This window comes from Pseudomonas anatoliensis, assembly GCF_017976235.1.
GTDB lineage: Bacteria > Pseudomonadota > Gammaproteobacteria > Pseudomonadales > Pseudomonadaceae > Aquipseudomonas > Aquipseudomonas anatoliensis.
Genome location: NZ_JACVHC010000009.1, coordinates 1 through 18,260, shown reverse-complemented (window position 1 = coordinate 18,260; position 18,260 = coordinate 1). Strand labels below are relative to the sequence as shown.

16 protein-coding genes are annotated in these 18,260 nt (G+C 60.3%); 14 read left to right on the top strand and 2 right to left on the bottom strand.

All coding sequences use genetic code 11. The annotated features are described in order from the left end of the window. Positions 1-2 precede the first annotated feature (2 nt). From ICA16_RS25330 to ICA16_RS25300, 7 genes are all read left to right on the top strand, one after another. Positions 3-647: a cysteine hydrolase family protein gene (locus ICA16_RS25330; protein WP_210701883.1), complete on the top strand. Its 645-nt coding sequence runs from the start codon at positions 3-5 to the stop codon at positions 645-647. Then, positions 644-1,975, top strand: coding sequence for a type I glutamate--ammonia ligase (locus ICA16_RS25325; RefSeq protein ID WP_210701882.1), 1,332 nt, complete (start codon positions 644-646; stop codon positions 1,973-1,975). The genes ICA16_RS25330 and ICA16_RS25325 overlap by 4 nt, the downstream gene beginning before the upstream one ends. After that, entirely contained in the window at positions 1,959-2,711 is a 753-nt protein-coding gene (locus tag ICA16_RS25320; protein WP_210701881.1) for an N-formylglutamate amidohydrolase, read from the top strand. Before ICA16_RS25325 ends, ICA16_RS25320 begins: the two co-directional genes overlap by 17 nt. A gap of 81 nt (positions 2,712-2,792) precedes the next feature. Then, on the top strand, positions 2,793-4,142 hold the full coding sequence (locus ICA16_RS25315; protein WP_210701880.1) for an APC family permease: 1,350 nt from the start codon (positions 2,793-2,795) through the stop codon (positions 4,140-4,142). A gap of 118 nt (positions 4,143-4,260) precedes the next feature. Further along, the gene (locus ICA16_RS25310; RefSeq protein WP_210701879.1) at positions 4,261-5,277 is read left to right on the top strand and encodes an arginine N-succinyltransferase; all 1,017 of its coding nucleotides are present in this window, start codon (positions 4,261-4,263) and stop codon (positions 5,275-5,277) included. A gap of 61 nt (positions 5,278-5,338) precedes the next feature. Further along, the gene (gene astA / locus ICA16_RS25305) at positions 5,339-6,373 is read left to right on the top strand and encodes an arginine N-succinyltransferase (protein ID WP_150616491.1); all 1,035 of its coding nucleotides are present in this window, start codon (positions 5,339-5,341) and stop codon (positions 6,371-6,373) included. A gap of 451 nt (positions 6,374-6,824) precedes the next feature. Beyond that, on the top strand, positions 6,825-7,694 hold the full coding sequence (locus ICA16_RS25300) for an isocitrate lyase/PEP mutase family protein (protein WP_042559747.1): 870 nt from the start codon (positions 6,825-6,827) through the stop codon (positions 7,692-7,694). Between the two features lie 133 nt (positions 7,695-7,827). On the opposite strand, the gene ICA16_RS25295 is transcribed toward ICA16_RS25300, so the two are convergent. Continuing rightward, positions 7,828-8,130: a hypothetical protein gene (locus ICA16_RS25295; protein WP_150616492.1), complete on the bottom strand. Its 303-nt coding sequence runs from the start codon at positions 8,128-8,130 to the stop codon at positions 7,828-7,830. A 398-nt stretch (positions 8,131-8,528) separates the two neighbouring features. After that, positions 8,529-9,602, bottom strand: coding sequence for a diguanylate cyclase (locus tag ICA16_RS25290; RefSeq protein ID WP_210701878.1), 1,074 nt, complete (start codon positions 9,600-9,602; stop codon positions 8,529-8,531). A gap of 315 nt (positions 9,603-9,917) precedes the next feature. Between ICA16_RS25290 and ICA16_RS25285 the strand changes: the two genes are divergently transcribed. From ICA16_RS25285 to tssD, 7 genes are all read left to right on the top strand, one after another. Further along, positions 9,918-11,372, top strand: coding sequence for a flavin-containing monooxygenase (locus ICA16_RS25285; protein WP_210701877.1), 1,455 nt, complete (start codon positions 9,918-9,920; stop codon positions 11,370-11,372). Positions 11,373-11,393: 21 nt separating this feature from the next. Continuing rightward, positions 11,394-12,320 (top strand): alpha/beta fold hydrolase, encoded by a 927-nt coding sequence (locus ICA16_RS25280; RefSeq protein ID WP_210701876.1) that lies wholly within the window; start codon positions 11,394-11,396, stop codon positions 12,318-12,320. A gap of 130 nt (positions 12,321-12,450) precedes the next feature. Further along, entirely contained in the window at positions 12,451-13,950 is a 1,500-nt protein-coding gene (gene glcD / locus ICA16_RS25275; protein WP_210701875.1) for a glycolate oxidase subunit GlcD, read from the top strand. Then, positions 13,950-14,999 (top strand): glycolate oxidase subunit GlcE, encoded by a 1,050-nt coding sequence (gene glcE, locus ICA16_RS25270; protein ID WP_210701874.1) that lies wholly within the window; start codon positions 13,950-13,952, stop codon positions 14,997-14,999. Before glcD ends, glcE begins: the two co-directional genes overlap by 1 nt. A gap of 2 nt (positions 15,000-15,001) precedes the next feature. After that, positions 15,002-16,222 carry a glycolate oxidase subunit GlcF gene (gene glcF, locus ICA16_RS25265; RefSeq protein WP_210555064.1) on the top strand — a complete coding sequence of 407 codons (1,221 nt, stop codon included), beginning with the start codon at positions 15,002-15,004 and terminating at the stop codon, positions 16,220-16,222. An 88-nt stretch (positions 16,223-16,310) separates the two neighbouring features. Next, positions 16,311-17,699 (top strand): 2-oxoadipate dioxygenase/decarboxylase HglS, encoded by a 1,389-nt coding sequence (gene hglS / locus ICA16_RS25260; RefSeq protein WP_210555063.1) that lies wholly within the window; start codon positions 16,311-16,313, stop codon positions 17,697-17,699. A 437-nt stretch (positions 17,700-18,136) separates the two neighbouring features. After that, positions 18,137-18,260 (top strand): type VI secretion system tube protein TssD (gene tssD / locus ICA16_RS25255; protein ID WP_141401807.1); only part of this gene is annotated, 124 nt, incomplete at its 3' end.

Sequence of the window (18,260 nt, the reverse complement as noted above, 5' to 3'; positions counted from 1 at the left end):
GGATGTTCACCCTTCCACACCGCTCGTCGCGAGACCTGCCATTTGTCACCGACCACACAGCCTTGTTGCTGGTGGACATGCAGCGCGCCTGGCTCGATCCGCAGTTTGAACCTCACCTCACAAGTCCGGATGGCGAATACTTTCTGAACCGCGTCCAGACGCAGGTCGTGCCTAATCAACAACGCCTGCTGAATGGCTTTCGCGAGGCGCAGCAGAACGTGCTGCACACCGTCATCGAGAGCCTTACCGCCGATGGCCGCGACCGTTCGCTGGACCACAAACTGTCGAATCTGAACGTCCCCAAAGGCAGCCCGCAGGCACAGATCATCGCCGAACTGACGCCCGCAGAAAACGAAATCTTCTTGCCGAAAACCTCGTCCGGGGTCTTCAACTCGACCAACATCGACTATGTGCTGCGCAACCTCGCGACCCGCCATTTGATCATCGCCGGGATCGTTACCGATCAGTGCGTGGACATGGCCGTGCGCGACGCTGCCGACCGCGGTTATCTGGTGACCCTGGTCGAGGACGCCTGCGCCACCCGCACTGCCGAACGCCATCACGCGTGCCTTAACGCGATCAAGGGTTACTGCTGGATCACCGACACCGACACCGTTCTCGGGCGGTTGCAGGAGATGCAGCCATGAGCGCCCGTCTGACGCCGCTGCCGATGACCACTATCGTCACCACTGACCTGATCGGCATTACCCGTGGCCGCTCGTTCCCCACCGACGAACTTGAGCATTACCAAGCCCCCGGTTGTGGCTGGGTGCCAGCCAACAGCGCCCTGACCCCGCAGGATTCCATCGCTTCGACCAGCCCGTGGGGCGCTTATGGCGACTTGCGCCTGGTTCCGGATCTGAGCAGCCGCGTCACCGTGAGCAACGGGCCGGATGCCAACGCCCCGCCGCTGGACTTCATCCACGGCGATCTTCGCGAAACCGATGGCCAGCCATTCGGCGCCTGCCCGCGCACGCTGCTGCGCGATGAGGTCGAGCGTTACCGCGACGATTTGGGCTTGCAGGTCAACGCCGCGTTCGAACACGAATTCAACCTGCATGCAGACCTTCCCGAACCTCCGGCGTTCTCGCTCGAAGCCCAGCGCCAGGGCGCCGAGTTCGGCGGCTGGCTGCTCAGCGCTCTGCGTGCCGGCGGCGTCGAGCCGGAGATGTTTCTGCCCGAGTACGGCAAGCATCAATTCGAAATCACTTGCCGACCAGCGCTGGGGGTCGCGGCCGCAGACCGCGCGGTGAACGTGCGCGAAATCGCCCGTGAGATCGCCCGGCAAATGGGCCTGGACCTGAGCTTCGCACCTAAGACTGCCGCTGAGGCGATGTGCAACGGCGTGCACCTGCACGTCAGCCTGCTCGATCTGGACGGCCAGCCGATGCTCTATGACGCAGGCACCAGCAATGGTCTGTCGAGCCTCGGCCAGCATTGGGCGGCGGGAATCCTGCATTACTTGCCGGCGCTGTGTGCAATCACCGCACCGACACCGCTCTCGTACGAGCGCTTGCAGCCACATCACTGGAGCGCCTCTTACGCCTGCCTGGGGCAACAGAACCGCGAAGCGGCGTTGCGCATCTGCCCGACCTCGACGTTGGGCAGCAAATCCGTGGCGAAGCAGTTCAACCTGGAATTTCGCGCCATGGACGCCACCGCCTCGCCGCATCTGGCGATGGCTGTGCTGCTGATCGCCGGACGACTGGGCATCGAACAGCGTCTGGCGCTGAACGCAATCACCAATGAAATTCCCGATTCACTCAATGACGAGCAACGTCAGGCGCGGGGCATCGTTGCACTGCCCGCCTCGCTGGCTCAGGCACTGGATTGCCTGCGCGACAGTGCAGCCCTCAACGAATGGCTGCCCAAACCGTTGCTCGACAGTTATTACGCCCTTAAAACCGAGGAACTGGCGCTGACGGAACAGCTCTCGATCGCTGAACTTTGTGAGCACTATGCACGCGTGTACTGAATCCGCCGAGCTGGGGTTGTTTACCAGACCGGTCTACAACCTGAGCCGCGCCGACTCGACGCATCCATTGATTCTGGTGTGCGAGCATGCCAGCTGCTACATCCCCGAGCCCCTGAACAATCTGGGTCTGGACGATACAGCCGCCCGCGAGCACATCGCCTGGGACATCGGCGCACTGGAACTGGCCGAGCAATTGTCGGCAACACTCGGCGCGACGCTGTTGAGCGCCAACTATTCGCGGCTACTGATCGACCTCAATCGGCCACGGCATGCCCCCGACAGCATCCCGGCGCAGAGCGAGATCTATCAGGTGCCGGGCAACCGCGAGCTGGACGAAGCCACGCGCGAGTACCGTCGGCAAACGCTGTTCAAGCCGTTTCACACGCGCTTGCAAACACTGATCGACGCGCGCATTGCCAAGGGCCAACCGGTGCGCATAGTCGGGATTCACAGCTTTACGCCGGTGTATTACGGCCAGCCGCGCACCATGGAAGTCGGTGTGCTGTTTGGCCAGGCCAAGGCCTACGCCCAACAAGTGCTCGACGGCCTCGAAGCACATCCGCTGGTAGTCGCGGGCAATCAGCCGTACAGGATTGATCCGCTGGGCGACATGACAGTCCCGGTACACGGCGATGCCCGTGGCCTGGATTCGGTGCTGATCGAGGTGCGCAACGACTTGCTGCGCAGCCCCGAAGCGGTGTCGCGCTGGGCCGGATACCTCGCGCCACTGCTGTAATGGAAAACACTGCTGAAGCTGTAAACGATGGACCGATATAACAACTAAAACGACTGATTGGCTTACAAGGAGTTGCGCTTCATGGAAATTGAAGAATTCGGCTACAAGCAAGAGTTGAAACGTAGCCTGACGCTCACCGACCTGGTGGTGTACGGGATGATCTTCATGATCCCCATCGCCCCGTTCGGCGTGTATGGCTACGTCAACGCCGAGGCACCGGGGATGGTGCCGCTGGCGTACATCATCGGCATGGTGGCCATGGTGTTTACCGCGTTGAGCTACGGCAGCATGGCCCGCGCTTTTCCGGTTGCAGGGTCGGTGTATTCCTACGCGCAACGCGGCCTCAATCAACACGTCGGCTTCATCGCCGGGTGGCTGATGCTGCTTGACTACCTGCTGATCCCACCGCTGCTGTACGTGTACGCGGCGATGGCGCTCAACCACTTGTACCCGGACATTCCGAAAGTCGGCTTCATTCTGGCATTCCTCGTCAGCGCCACCTTCGTCAACTTGCGCGGAATCACGTTTACCGCACGGATGAACATTGTCTTTCTGCTGGCGCAACTGGTCGTGCTGGGCGTCTTCCTGTTCTATGCCTGGACCGCCCTGCACAACGGTGGCGGCAATGGCGAGCTGACGTTGGCGCCGCTGTACAACCCGCAAACCTTCAACTTCGCCCTGCTGATGCAAGCCGTGTCGATTGCCGTGCTGTCGTTCCTGGGCTTCGATGCGATTTCCACCCTCGCCGAAGAAATCAAGGGCGACCCGGGTCGTAGTGTTGGCAAAGCTGCGTTGATCACGCTGGTGGTAATGGGCACGATTTTCGTGGTGCAAACCTGGATCGCTACCGATCTGGCAGCAGGCCTGGGCTTCAAGTCCGCCGACACCGCGTTCTATGAAATCGCCGAACTCGCAGCCGGTAGCTGGCTGGCGACCCTGACGGCTATCACCACGGCGCTGTCCTGGGGTATCGCTGTGGCGGTCACTTCGCAATCTGCGGTCTCGCGCCTGCTGTTCGGCATGGCCCGTGACGGCAAGCTGCCAAAAATACTGGCCAGGGTTCATCCGAAACACAACACGCCGTACATGAGCATTTATCTGGTGGCGGTGCTGTCGCTGGTGATCTGCTACCTGTTCATCAACTCGGTCGACACCCTGACCTCGCTGGTCAACTTCGGCGCGCTCAGCGGTTTCATGCTGCTGCACCTGACAGTGATCAACTACTACTGGCGTCGGCAAAAGTCCGGTCAGGTTGTGCGCCACCTGATCTGTCCGGTGATCGGCTTCATCATCGTCGCGGCCATCATGGTCAACATGGGTGTCGATGCGCAGAAACTCGGCCTGATCTGGATCGCTCTGGGCCTGGTGTACCTGTTCTTCCTCAACAAGTTCAGCGCCAGTACCGCGCTGCCTGACCCGAGCAACGGCTGACAAGAAAAAGAGCGGCGTCTGACAACAAATCAGGCGACCGCCGATTTAATGCGTGGAAACCGACAGTGATAGTCAGGTTCGGCAAATTTGCCGAACCTTTTGATACAGGAGTACATCCATGCTGGTCTTACGCCCAGTCGAGCAGACTGACCTGACCCAGCTCCAACAATTGGCCCGTGACAGTCTGGTGGGGGTAACCTCCCTGCCGGACGACAGCGAGCGATTGCGCGAGAAAATCGCCGGTTCCTGTGCCTCGTTTGCCAGTGACGCCACGGCCCACGGCCCGGAGAACTACTTCTTCGTGCTCGAAGACCTCGACAGTCAACGTCTGGTCGGCTGCTCGGAGATTCTCGCCACCGCCGGCTTCGACGAACCGTTCTACAGCCTGCGCAACCGTCACTTCACCAGTGCCTCGCGGGAATTGAACATCGAGCACGGTGTGCCGGCGCTGTCGTTGTGTCACGACCTCAACGACCACACGCTGCTGCGCGGTTTCCATATCGACGCCGCGCTGGTGCGAACGCCATTCTCCGAATTGCTCTCACGGGCACGATTGCTGTTCATCGCGGCCCACGCGCAACGCTTCGCCGACGCAGTGATCACCGAAATCGTCGGCTACAGCGACGAAAACGGCCATTCGCCGTTCTGGGACGCGCTGGGCAAGCACTTCTTCGATCTGCCTTACGTCGAAGCCGAGCGGCTGTGCGGAATGCAAAGCCGCGCGTTTCTCGCCGAGTTGTTTCCGCAATACCCGATCTATGTCCCGATGCTGCCGCAAGCGGCTCAGGACTGTATCGGCCGGATTCATCCGGACGGCCAGGAAGCGTTCGACATTCTTGAGCGTGAAGGCTTTGAAACCAACAGCTACATCGACCTCTTCGACGCCGGCCCGACACTGTTTGCGCGAACGACGAGCATCCACTCGATCGTCCGCAGCCAGATCGCGCCTGTGCAGCAACAACCCCACATTGATGCCCGTGGCCGTTACCTGCTGAGCAATGATGCGCTGCAGGGTTTTCGCGCCATCGTCGCCGAACTCGATTACCAACCCGATCAACCCCTGTCCCTCACCCCTGCAATGTGTGCGGCGCTGAACGTGACCAATGGCAGCCCGATTCGGCTGATCGCCCTGTGAGCCACGTCCGGTTCCGCACCCAACGACAGTGCCCGAACAGGCGCGCAGAAGGAGTTACAGCATGATTGTCCGCCCGGTTAAAGTCAGCGACCTGCGAGCCTTGATGGCGCTGGTAGAACAGGCCGGCCCGGGGTTCACCACCCTGCCGGTCAATGAAGATCGCCTGTCCCACCGGGTGCGCTGGGCACAACGTGCGTTCGCCGAGCAGGTCGAGCGTGCCGACGCCGATTATCTGTTCGTGCTCGAAGACGATGACATGCGTGTGGTCGGTGTCAGTGCGTTGGCCGGGGCGGTCGGCCTGCGTGAACCCTGGTACAACTATCGGGTCGGGTTGACCGTGAGTTCGGCGCCGGATCTGGGCATTCAACGGCAGATCCCGACCCTGTTCCTCAACAACGAACTGACCGGGCAATCGGAACTGTGCTCGTTGTTCCTGGGCCATGACCATCGCCACGGCAGCAACGGTCGCTTGCTGTCGCTGGGGCGTCTGCTGTTCGTTGCCGAGTTTCCGCATCTGTTTGGCGAGAAGATGATCGCCGAACTGCGCGGCAGCGCCGATGAAACGGGTTGTTCGCCGTTCTGGGACAGCCTTGGCCGGCACTTCTTCCAGATGGATTTCTGCCACGCCGATCACCTGTCGGGGCTGGGCAACAAGTCGTTCATCGCCGAACTGATGCCGCGCCAACCGCTGTACACCTGCCTGCTCACCGAACAGGCGCAAGCGGCCATCGGCCAGGCGCACCCGAACACTGAGCCGGCGCTGAAAATCCTTCAGGCCGAGGGTTTCGCCCACAAGGGCTATATCGATATTTTCGACGGTGGGCCGGTGATTGAAGCGCCGATCCGCAACATCCGCACGGTACGTGACAGCCTGGAATTGTCCTTGAGCCTTGGCAGCCCGGACGAACAGGCACCGCTGTGGCTGATCCACAACCGGCGCCTGGAAAACTGCCGTATCACCGTCGCACCGGCGCGCCGGGTCGGCAGCAGCCTGGTCATCGACCGTCTCACGGCCAAACGCCTGCAGCTGCAACCGGGGAATTCGGTGCGGGCGGTGATGCTGCCCAATCAACAGCAGCAGGCTGTGGCTGCCTGAACCTCGGAGATCGCATTTTCCCGTTAGGGAAAATCACCTGTGGCGAGGGGATTTATCCCCGATCGGCTGTGCAGCAGTCGCAAAACCGGTAACCGCGATGTACCTGAAAGAAAATCAGTTGTGCGGATAAGGGGGCCGCTTCGCAGCCCATCGGGGATAAATCCCCTCGCCACAGGTAAATTCCCTGCCCTTACAGATCTGCTCACCACAGATAAATCCTTCGCCACAGGTAAATTCCCTGCCCTTACAGATCTGCTCACCACAGATAAATCCTTCCCCACAGTCAAATCCCCGCACCAAAGATGAATCCTTTCAGCTAAAGATCATCTGAAAATGCCCCCCTCGAAAATTCGTCATGATCCTTGACCCATTCGCGTGATAGCCTTTTCATCCTTCGGCGTTGACACCTTTGCTCAAGCCGTTCCATTCCTTTGGTATTGGTGGAACTCGTATGACCAGGCTTTCTCATCAAGATTTGCGCCGCAATTTCCGTCAACTGCTGGCCTCCGACACTTGCTACCACACGGCTTCGGTGTTCGACCCGATGTCCGCCCGGATTGCCGCTGACCTGGGTTTTGAAGTAGGGATTCTCGGTGGCTCCGTGGCCTCGTTGCAGGTGCTGGGCGCACCGGACTTTGCCTTGATCACCCTCAGCGAGTTCGCTGAACAAGCCACCCGCATCGGCCGCGTCGCCCAATTGCCGGTGATTGCCGACGCCGACCACGGCTATGGCAACGCCCTCAACGTGATGCGCACCATCGTCGAACTGGAACGCGCCGGCGTTGCCGCCCTGACCATCGAAGACACCTTGTTGCCCGCGCAATTCGGGCGCAAATCCACCGACCTGATCACCGTGGCCGAAGGCGTTGGCAAAATTCGCGCGGCGCTGGAAGCCCGGGTTGACACGGAAATGGCGATCATCGCCCGCACCAATGCCGGGATCCTGCCGATCCAGGAAATCATCAGCCGCACCCGCCAGTACCAGGGTGCGGGTGCCGATGGTATCTGCATGGTTGGCGTGCAGGACTTCGATCAGCTAGAGCAGATCGCCGAGCACCTGACCGTGCCACTGATGCTGGTCACCTACGGCAACCCGGCGCTGCGCGACGACAAGCGTCTGGCCGAACTGGGTGTGCGCGTGACCATCGACGGCCACGGCGCTTACTTCGCGGCGATCAAGGCCACATACGACAGCTTGCGTGAACAGCGGCAGATCTTTACCCAGGCCTCCGACCTGAGCGCGACCGAACTGACGCACACCTACACCCAGCCGGAGGAATACATTCTCTGGGCGAAGGAATATATGAGCGTCAAAGAGTGATGTGCTGGCCGAGCTGACGCCATCGCGAGCAGGCTCACTCCCACAGTGGATCTTCAGTGAACACAACGTTTGTGCTCGACATGGATTAAATGTAGGAGTGAGCCTGCTCGCGATAGCGTCAGCCGCTACACCGCTAAACCGGGGTTTTGTAAGCCTCTTCCCGCTGCGCCGCCCGCGCTTGAATCACATCCAGAATTGCACACCCTTCCCGCATCAACAGGTGCACCGCGCTGGTGACCCGCGTCAGGTCAAAGTCTGAAATGCCTTTGAGGTTGAGGCTGGACAAGGTGTCCGCCAAATCGCGCACGACCACAAACCGGTGCATCGCGCAGGCCGCCATGTCGCTGAGTTCTTTGTGGGTATTGATGAAGAGCACCGGGGATTCGGCGTCATAGGTGTCGATGGGAAGGTAGCGTGGCGTTACTTGGTCGTTCATCGGTGTATCTCCAGGTGTCGCAACCACCGTTCGCGGCCAAACGAATAAGGTGGCAGCTGTGTGCGGGTTGGCCGACCAGATACCTGAAAGATCCGGCACACCCGCAGGTGTCCCGCGCACAGCTGCCATAACACGATGGAAGCTGCTGCGTTTCAGGTTTCCGACCGGCCAAGGTCGTTCGCGGTAAATTCCGCGAGCCCGAACTATAGGGGTCGATACCGAAACGCGGCAACAGGGTACGTTGTAGGAAACGTCTTGGAAAGTTGTGCGCCGCTCATGCCTTCCACTTTTCCTACGAAATAGCCCTCACCCTAACCCTCCGGGAGAGGGTTAGGGTGAGGGGCGGCCACACCACAAATCCGACGTGGTTCCCGCAGTTCCAACAGGGGGGATTTATCTCAGACCGAGTCCAGCAACGGCTGCTTTGGCAAACTATCGCTGTTACAAATCACCCGATTCCGTCCGCTCGCCTTGGCTTCATACAGCGCCTGATCGGCATCACTGAGCCAACGGGTCGCATCGGGGTGCGCCGGATCGTACGCCGCCAGGCCAATACTCAAACTGACCTTCAACGCCGGATTCTGCTCATAACCCAACGTCGCGAAACGCTCACGCAACGCCTCCATGGCCTGGGCCGCATTGAACAGCGGCAACTCCGGCAGAATCACGCAGAACTCATCGCCGCCGTAACGCCCGGCTACGTCGGTCGCACGCAGGTTCTGCTTGAGCATCTTGCTCAATTGTCGCAACACAATATCGCCGGCCACATGCCCGTAGGTGTCGTTGATTGCCTTGAAGTGGTCGATGTCGATCAACGCAATGGCCGCGCCCTGCTTCTGCCGTTTGCAACGCTGAAAAGCGATTTCCAGTTGATCCTTCCACGCACCGTGATTGAGCAGGCCAGTGAGGCTGTCGGTGCGGCTCAGCGCCAGCAATTCACGTTTATGCACGCCCAGCGTATAGGCCTGCCGAAAGCAGATCCAGCCGAGCGCCAACGGGTACAAAAGCAGCAGCGGGAAACAGGCATACATCTGCGCCGGCGTGGTTTGCGGAATGAACGCCGGGGCAAACACCACCAACCCAACGCCGACGCCTAGCAGCTGCGCCGCAGAACCGGCCAGCAGAAAACGCGCCCCACCGATGGCAACGTTGTTCATCGCCATCATCGAGATGGTTGTTGCAGTAGGCAGTGGATTGAAGTGCATGGCGGCGACCCAGAAGCCGCCGAAAAAGGCGTCGATCAACAGGTTGCGATGTTCGGCATGAAAAGGCACTCGAGCGCGGCGCGCCAGCTGATAAGCCAGATGAGGCCAGACCAGGCCATTGGACAACATCAGCGCCCAGACCCACAACGGCGGATCGAGCGAGTACATCGACACAGACACACACAAAAGCCCAAGCAGCAGCCCGAGGACTCTCGATGTGTACAGCCTCCTGGCCAATGAAAGTCCCTTTCCTCCCGTTTTTCCCATAAGGGCCTCGACCACTCGACGGAACCTGCAAAGTGCAGGGCGGACGTCTTCGGAGTCTAACAGGGCAACGTTAAATAGCCATCACCGGTCAGCGCCCTGAATGCAGGAGCTGCGGCACGCTGCGATCCTTTGATTTTGAACCTTAAAACAAGATCAAAAGATCGCAGCCTCGTTTTACTCGACAGCTCCTACAGGGTTTTGGGGTGGACGGAGGAATGGGGAAAGATGCGGTAACCCTTGCGACCGGGCACCGTGCAAATTTTTGGCTATACATGAAAGGAGTAAAACGGAAAAACAACTATAAGAAGGAGGCCCATGCAGACTTACCAAGTGTTGATCATCGGCAGCGGATTTGGCGGTCAGTGCGCGGCGATCAACCTGCTCAAGGCCGGGATCGACGATTTTCGCTTGCTGGAACGGCGCGACTTCTTTGGCGGCACCTGGTGCCAGAACACCTACCCCGGCGCGGCGGTGGATGTGCCCTCCCCGCTTTATTCGCTGTCGTTCGCGCCGTACCGCTGGTCACAGATGTTTGCAGCACAAGCGGAATTGCATCGCTATACCGAGCACGTGATCGATACGTTCGGCCTGCGTGAGCGCGTGGAGCTGCAAGCCAATGTCGAACACGTCGAGTGGGATGACACGGAAAAACGCTGGGCCGTCCACACCGCCACCAAAGGCACGTTCCATGCGCAGTTCCTGATCAATGCCAGCGGGCCATTGAGCCAACCGGTAATCCCGCACTTCCCTGGGCAGGATCGCTTTCAGGGCAAGACATTTCATACAAACAATTGGGATCACAGCTACGACTATCGCGGTAAACGCGTGGCCATCGTCGGCAGCGGAGCCAGCGCCGCGCAGGTAATCCCCGTTATTGCCCCGCAGGTCGAGCAACTGCATGTATTCCAGCGCACGCCGCATTGGGTGCTGCCGCGAGCCGATCGCGTATTCGGGCCGTTTCAGCGCTGGTTACTCGGTTTGAAACCGGCCTACAAACTGCTGCGCTGGTTGATTTACTGGCAGTTCGAGACACGGGTGATCGCCTTCAAATACTCGAAACCGGCGATTCACATGGTGCAGAAACAGGCGCTGCGCTTTCTCAAACGCCAAGTGCCCGATCCCGTGCTCCAGCAAAAACTCACGCCGGACTTCACCATCGGCTGTAAACGGGTGCTGGTCTCCAGCACCTACTACCCGGCACTGACCCGGCCCAATGTCAGCCTGCACAGCCGCGAGCAGGGCATCGCGTCAATCGATGAAAGCGGAATCAACACCCAGGACGGCGAGCACATCGATGTTGATCTGATCGTCTGGTCGACCGGTTATGACGCTACCGACGGCGTTATTTCCTACCCCGTCAGCGGAAAGAACGCCGTGCAACTCAGAGATGTCTGGGCCGAATATCCTCGCGCCTACCTCGGCACCAGCCTGCCGGACTTTCCCAACCTGTTTATCGTCACCGGGCCCAATACCGGTATTGGCCACACTTCGGCGCTGTTCATCATCGAATCGCAGATGAACTACATCATCGACTGCATCCGCACCGTGCAAGCCAAAGGTCTGCGCAGCATCGAAGTGCGCCCCGAGGCAGAACGTACCTACACTGCAATGATCCACCGGGAGATGGAGCGCACGGTCTGGAAGTCCGGCGGCTGCCACAGTTGGTATCAAAGCAAGAGCGGTCATGTGATCGCGATGTTTCCCGGCTTCAGTTTCAGCTATCACCGTTTGACCCGGGCGCTGAAACCGGCCGACCACATTTTGTCCTGACTACGTATAAGGAAGACGTCGATGCTTTTGCTGTTTGTCGCCCTCGCGGTGTTCGTGGCCTGGAGCTGGTTGAGTTATCCGGCGGTCGGCCATTGGCTGTATGACCTGAACATGGCCATTGAGGCCAAGTTGTACAAACTGCACAAGATCGAAGTGCCGATCGCCGAGATGACAGTCTCGACCTGGCAGGGCGGGCCATATGAAGCGCCCAGTGCGATCCTGATGCTGCACGGCTATAGCGGCGACAAAAACCTGTGGCTGCGCTTCTCCCGGCATTTCGTGCGCGAGTACCGGGTGATCATTCCGGATCTGGCCGGCCACGGTGAAACCGGCTTCAAGGCGGGTGGCGGCTACGACATTGCGGTTCAGGCCAAGCGCATGATCCAGTTGCTCGACGTCTGCGGCGTGGAGAAAGTGCACGTGATCGGCAACTCCATGGGCGGTTACATCGCGGCCTGGCTGGCGGCAACGTATCCGGAGCGGATCGCTTCGCTGGCGTTGATCGACCCGGCCGGCGTCGCCGCGCCCGAGGTCAGCGACATGGAGCGCCACCTGGCCCGTGGGCACAACCCGTTTCTGATCAACTCCCGGGAAGAATTCCAGCAGTTTTATGCGATGACCATGGCCTCGCCGCCCTGGGTGCCGAAACCCGTGCTGGATGCGATCGCCCAGCGTTATGAAAACCAGCGCGATGAACTGGAAGAGATCTTCCGCGATTTCCGCGCCAGCCCGCCGATGGAGCCAAAACTGGCCGACATCAAATGCCCATCGCTGCTGCTGTGGGGCCGCAAGGATCGCTTGATCGATGTCAGCAGCGTGCCGATCTGGAGCAAAGGCATCGCCAATTTGCAGGTGGATGTGTGGGACCACGTCGGGCATATGCCAATGGTCGAACAGCCCGCAGACACCGCGCGCTTGTATCGAGAGTTTTTGGGCAAGCAAAAATGAAAACCTGCACACCCCTGTAGGAGCTGCCGAAGGCTGCGATCTTTTGACTTTGGTTTTTAAGAATCAAAAGCAAGATCAAAAGATCGCCGCCTTCGGCAGCTCCTACAGGGGGAGTGGTTGAGAGGTTGAGATGAACATTCTTTACGACGAACGCCTCGACGGTCCGCTGCCTGACGTCAACAAGGCCGATCTGCTCAAGGCCTTGCAACAGGCCATCCCCGACCTCGACATTCTCTGGCGCGAGGAAGAACTCAAACCCTACGAATGCGATGGCCTCTCCGCCTACCGCACCACGCCGATGCTGGTCGCCCTGCCCCGGCGGCTCGAGCAGGTGCAAACCCTGCTTAAACTCTGCCATCAACAAAACGTTCCGGTGGTCGCCCGCGGCGCCGGTACCGGTTTGTCCGGCGGCGCGTTGCCGCTGGAAAAAGGCCTGTTACTGGTGATGGTGCGCTTCAACACCATCCTCCACATCGACCCGGCCGCCCGCACTGCGCGGGTTCAGCCCGGCGTGCGCAATCTGGCGATTTCCCAGGCCGCCGCGCCGTTCGGGCTGTATTACGCGCCGGATCCATCGTCGCAAATCGCCTGTTCGATTGGCGGCAACGTCGCCGAAAACGCCGGTGGCGTGCATTGCCTCAAGTACGGCCTGACCGTGCACAATCTGCTGAAAATCGAAGTGCTGACGATTGAAGGCGAACGCCTGACCCTGGGCTCCGAAGCCCTCGATTCGCCTGGTTTCGACTTGCTTGCGCTGTTCACCGGTTCCGAAGGCTTGCTGGGGATCATCACCGAAGTCACGGTCAAACTGCTGCCCAAACCACAGGTCGCCAAAGTGCTGCTGGCCAGTTTCGATTCCGTGGAAAAGGCCGGACGCGCCGTGGCCGAAATCATCGCCGCAGGGATCATTCCCGGCGGCTTGGAGATGATGGACAACCTCGCCATTCGCGCCGCCGAAGACTTCATTCACGCCGGTTACCCGGTCGACGCCGAAGCCATTCTGTTGTGCGAACTCGACGGCGTCGAAGCGGATGTCCACGACGACTGCCAGCGGGTTCGCGACGTGATGACCGAGGCCGGTGCAACCGAGGTGCGTCAGGCTCGTGACGAAGCTGAACGCGTGCGTTTCTGGGCCGGGCGCAAAAACGCTTTTCCGGCCATCGGCCGCTTGTCGCCGGACTATTACTGCATGGACGGCACCATTCCGCGGCGCGAATTGCCCGGCGTGTTGCAAGGCATCGCCCGCCTCAGCGAGGAATACGGTTTGCGCGTGGCGAATGTGTTCCATGCCGGCGACGGCAACATGCATCCACTGATTCTGTTCGACGCCAACCAACCCGGCGAACTGCACCGCGCCGAAGCTCTGGGCGGCAAAATTCTGGAATTGTGCGTGCAGGTCGGCGGCAGCATCACCGGCGAACACGGGGTCGGCCGCGAAAAAATCAATCAGATGTGCGCGCAATTCAACAGCGAAGAATTGACCCTGTTCCACGCCGTCAAAACCGCGTTTGACCCGCAAGGCCTGCTCAACCCCGGCAAGAACATCCCGACACTGCACCGCTGTGCCGAGTTTGGCGCGATGCACATTCATGCCGGGCAACTGCCATTTCCCGAGCTGGAGCGCTTCTGATGGCTGACTTCGACGGCGCCAGCATCCTGCTCGATCAGGTCAATGTAGCGCGGGCCAATGCCACGCCACTGAGAATTCAGGGCGGCAACAGCAAGGCGTTTCTCGGTCGCGAAGTGGCCGGTGAGGTACTCGACATCCGCGTGCATCGCGGCATCGTGCGCTATGAGCCGACCGAACTGGTGGTCAGCGTGCGCGCAGGGACGCCATTGTCCGAGTTGCTCGCGGCACTGGATGCCGCCGGGCAAATGTTACCGTGCGAGCCGCCAGCATTCGGTGAAAGCGCCACGGTCGGTGGCATGATTGCGACGGGTTTGTCCGGCCCTCGGCGGCCATGGTCTGGCTCGGTGCGCGATTTCGTTCTGGGTACACGAGTGATTACCGGTCTGGGCCAACACCTGCGTTTCGGCGGCGAAGTGATGAAAAACGTTGCCGGTTATGACCTCTCGCGGCTGATGGCCGGCAGTTACGGCTGCCTCGGCGTGCTCACCGAAGTCTCGCTCAAAGTCCTGCCCAAACCCCGGCAATGCCTGAGCATTCGCCTGGATATCGATTGCGCTCGGGCACTGGCCAATCTCGCCGAATGGGGCCAGCAACCGCTGCCAATCAGCGCCGCGTGCCACGATGGCGACAGTTTGTATCTGCGACTTGAGGGTGGCGAGGGCTCGGTGACGGCGGCGCATCAACGCTTGGGCGGTGAACCACTGGACTCGCTGTTCTGGCGTGATTTGAACGAGCAACGTTCGCCATTCTTTGACGAAGGCCTGCCATTGTGGCGCCTGTCGCTGCCGAACAATCTCGGCGCGTTGGATCTGCCCGGCGCGCAACTGATCGACTGGGCCGGCGCGCAACGCTGGTTGAAATCCGACAGCCAACACATTCATATCCTTGCCCAGGAACTCGGCGGCCACGCTACCTGCTTCACCCATGGCGCCACCTCGTCACCGTTCCAGCCATTGCCCGCCACGCTGCTGCGCTATCACCGGCAACTCAAGGCGCAACTCGACCCGCAAGGGCTGTTCAATCCCGGCCGGATGTACGCGGAGTTTTAGCCATGCAAACAACCCTCAGCGAGCAATCCCGACAGTTGCCCCGCGCCGCCGAGGCGGAAAAGATCCTCCGTAGCTGCGTGCATTGCGGCTTTTGCAACGCGACATGTCCGACGTATCAATTGCTCGGCGATGAGCTCGATGGTCCGCGCGGGCGCATCTATCTGATCAAGCAAGTGCTCGAAGGCGCACCGGCGACCGCACAAACGCAACTGCATCTGGACCGCTGCCTGTCGTGCCGCAATTGCGAAACCACCTGCCCGTCCGGCGTCGACTATCACAACTTGCTCGACATCGGTCGGGCCGTGGTTGATCAAGCGGTGCCGCGTCCGGCGGCGCAACGCTTGTTGCGTGAAGGCCTGCGCGCACTGGCGCCGAATCCGCGATTGTTCAAAGGTTTGCTGCGGGTGGGCGCTACGTTTCGGCCGCTGTTGCCGCGAATGTTTGAAAGCAAACTGCCGCAGCCCATGCTGACGTCGGGGTTGCGTCCCGCCCCTCGGCATGCGCGCCGCGTCATGTTGCTGGAAGGTTGCGTGCAACCGGGTTTGTCGCCGAACACCAATGACGCCGCGGCGCGTGTGCTCGACCGACTCGGCATCAGCGTCATCCCGGTAGCCGAGGCCGGTTGCTGTGGTGCGCTGGATTATCACCTCGACGCCCAGGCCAAAGGCCTCGACCGCGCCCGGCAGAACATCGACGCCTGGTGGCCACATCTGCAAAACGGCGCCGAAGCCATCGTGCAGACCGCCAGCGGCTGCGGCGCGTTCATCAAGGATTACGGGCATTTGCTCGAGGCCGATCCGGTCTATGCCGACAAGGCACGGCGGATCAGCGAAATGACCCTCGATCTGGTGCAGGTTCTCGCGCAAGAACCGCTGGAGCAGGTCTGCGCCGCCAGCGAACAGCGGATCGCCGTGCATTGCCCGTGCACCTTGCAGCACGCATTGAAACTCGGCGGTGCGGTGGAAGCGGTGCTGACCCGCCTCGGCTTCAACCTGACGGCGGTGCCGGACGGCCACTTGTGCTGCGGCTCGGCGGGCACCTATTCCCTGACCCAGCCGACACTGGCGCGGCAACTGCGCGACAACCGCCTCAATGCCTTGGAAAGCGGCCGCCCGCAGCTGATCGTCACCTCCAACATCGGTTGCCAGAGCCACTTGGCCAGCGCCGGACGCACACCGGTTTTGCACTGGATCGAACTGGTGGATCAGTCGTTGGCAGAATGAAGTTCGTAGGATTCTTCGTTTGCCCGCGCAGGAGAAGGCTGCGATCTTTTCTCCTATCCATTACGTGACCGTGGCAGGAATTAATTTCATGACCGTGCAGCCTTTCGTCAGCCCCGACCTGATCCGCCAACGCTTCTCCAAAGCGATGTCCGACATGTACCGCGAAGAGGTGCCTCTGTACGGCGCACTGATGGAACTGGTGGAACAGACCAACCGTGACGTGCTTTCCCGTGAGCCAGGCATCGCTCGGCAGCTAGACAGCACCGGCGAAATCGAACGCCTGGACATGGAACGCCATGGCGCCATCCGCGTCGGCACCGCGACGGAACTGGCCACCCTCGCCCGCTTGTTCGCGGTCATGGGCATGCAACCGGTGGGTTACTACGACCTGACGCCTGCGGGCGTGCCGGTGCACTCCACGGCATTTCGCGCGGTGCATGAAGATGCGCTGCAGACCAGTCCGTTCCGGGTGTTCACGTCGTTGTTGCGGCTGGAGTTGATTGAAGACCCTGAGCTGCGCGCTTTCGCCGAGTCAGTCCTGGCCAAACGTTCGATCTTTACCGACGCGGCGCTGCGTTTGATCGCCCAGGCTGAAACGGCTGGCGGACTCGACGAAACCGAATCGCAGGAATTCGTCCTACAGGCATTGGAAACCTTTCGCTGGCATCACAGCGCAACTGTTACCGCTGCGCAGTACCAGACGTTGAGCGCCCAACACCGGTTGATCGCTGATGTCGTGGCGTTCAAAGGCCCACACATCAATCACCTGACCCCACGCACGCTGGACATCGACATCGTCCAGGAACAGATGCCCGCCCATGGCATCACGCCCAAAGCGGTGGTCGAAGGCCCGCCTCGCCGGCAATGCCCGATCCTGCTGCGCCAGACCAGTTTCAAAGCGCTGGATGAGCCAATCGCATTCACCGATCAGAGCGAAACCCGAGGCAGCCACAGCGCGCGTTTCGGCGAAATCGAACAACGCGGCGCCGCGCTGACCCCCAAGGGCCGGGCGCTGTATGACCGATTACTGAATGCTGCCCGCGATGAGCTCGGTGATTTCCCCAACGAAGGCAATGCCTCACGCTACAACACGCTGATGATTCAACACTTTGGCGAATTTCCCGACAGCGTCGACGGCATGCGTGAACAGAGCCTGGCGTACTTTCGCTATTTCACTACTGAAAAAGGCTTGGGGGCGGGTAGTCTCGGTGATACCTCGCTGGAGGGCTTGTTGCGCGATGGCTATGTGAAAGCTGAGCCACTGGTGTACGAAGATTTCCTGCCGGTCAGTGCGGCGGGGATTTTTCAGTCGAACCTTGGGGATGCGGCGCAGGCGCACTATGGCGAGCACTCCAATCGACAGGCGTTCGAACAGGCGCTGGGGCGCCCGACCATTGATGAGTTGGGGTTGTATGCCGAGACGCAGAGGCGTTCGATTGAAGAATGCGCGCAAGTGCTGGGCCTGAAAATAATCTAACGGCAGGTCGTCGGTAGATCAAAAGATCGCAGCCTTCGGCAGCTCTTACATCTGGAATGTATTTTTCCTGTAGGAGCTGCCGAAGGCTGCGATCTTTTTGCTTTTGACTCATCGCACTGCCAGTGACGGCCTTCGGCCGTACTGCGCAAGAAGTTGCGCAGTACCCCATAATAAAACACCCCTCTGAAGCGCTACAGCCTATACGTCACGAGGCCTGCAGCCAAGTGCGCAAGAAGTTGCGCAGTACTGCGCAACTTCTTGCGCACTTTCGCCTTCGATTCTGTGTAAAAAACCCTCGCAACCGCAGTCCAGAGCACTTTGCCCCCCGCGCTCCGGGGACTTTGCAAAACCTGGCACGCTCCTTGATAACAGTCAGGCACCCACCGGGCGATTTCGCCTCCCGGGCACCTTAAATTTATCCGCAAGGAGAGCACCCCATGGCAACACCAGCGTACATGTCGGTTACCGGCGAAAAACAAGGCCTGATCACTGCAGGCGCATTCACCGCTGACTCCGTTGGCAACACCTACCAGGAAGGCCACGAAGACCAGGTCATGGTTC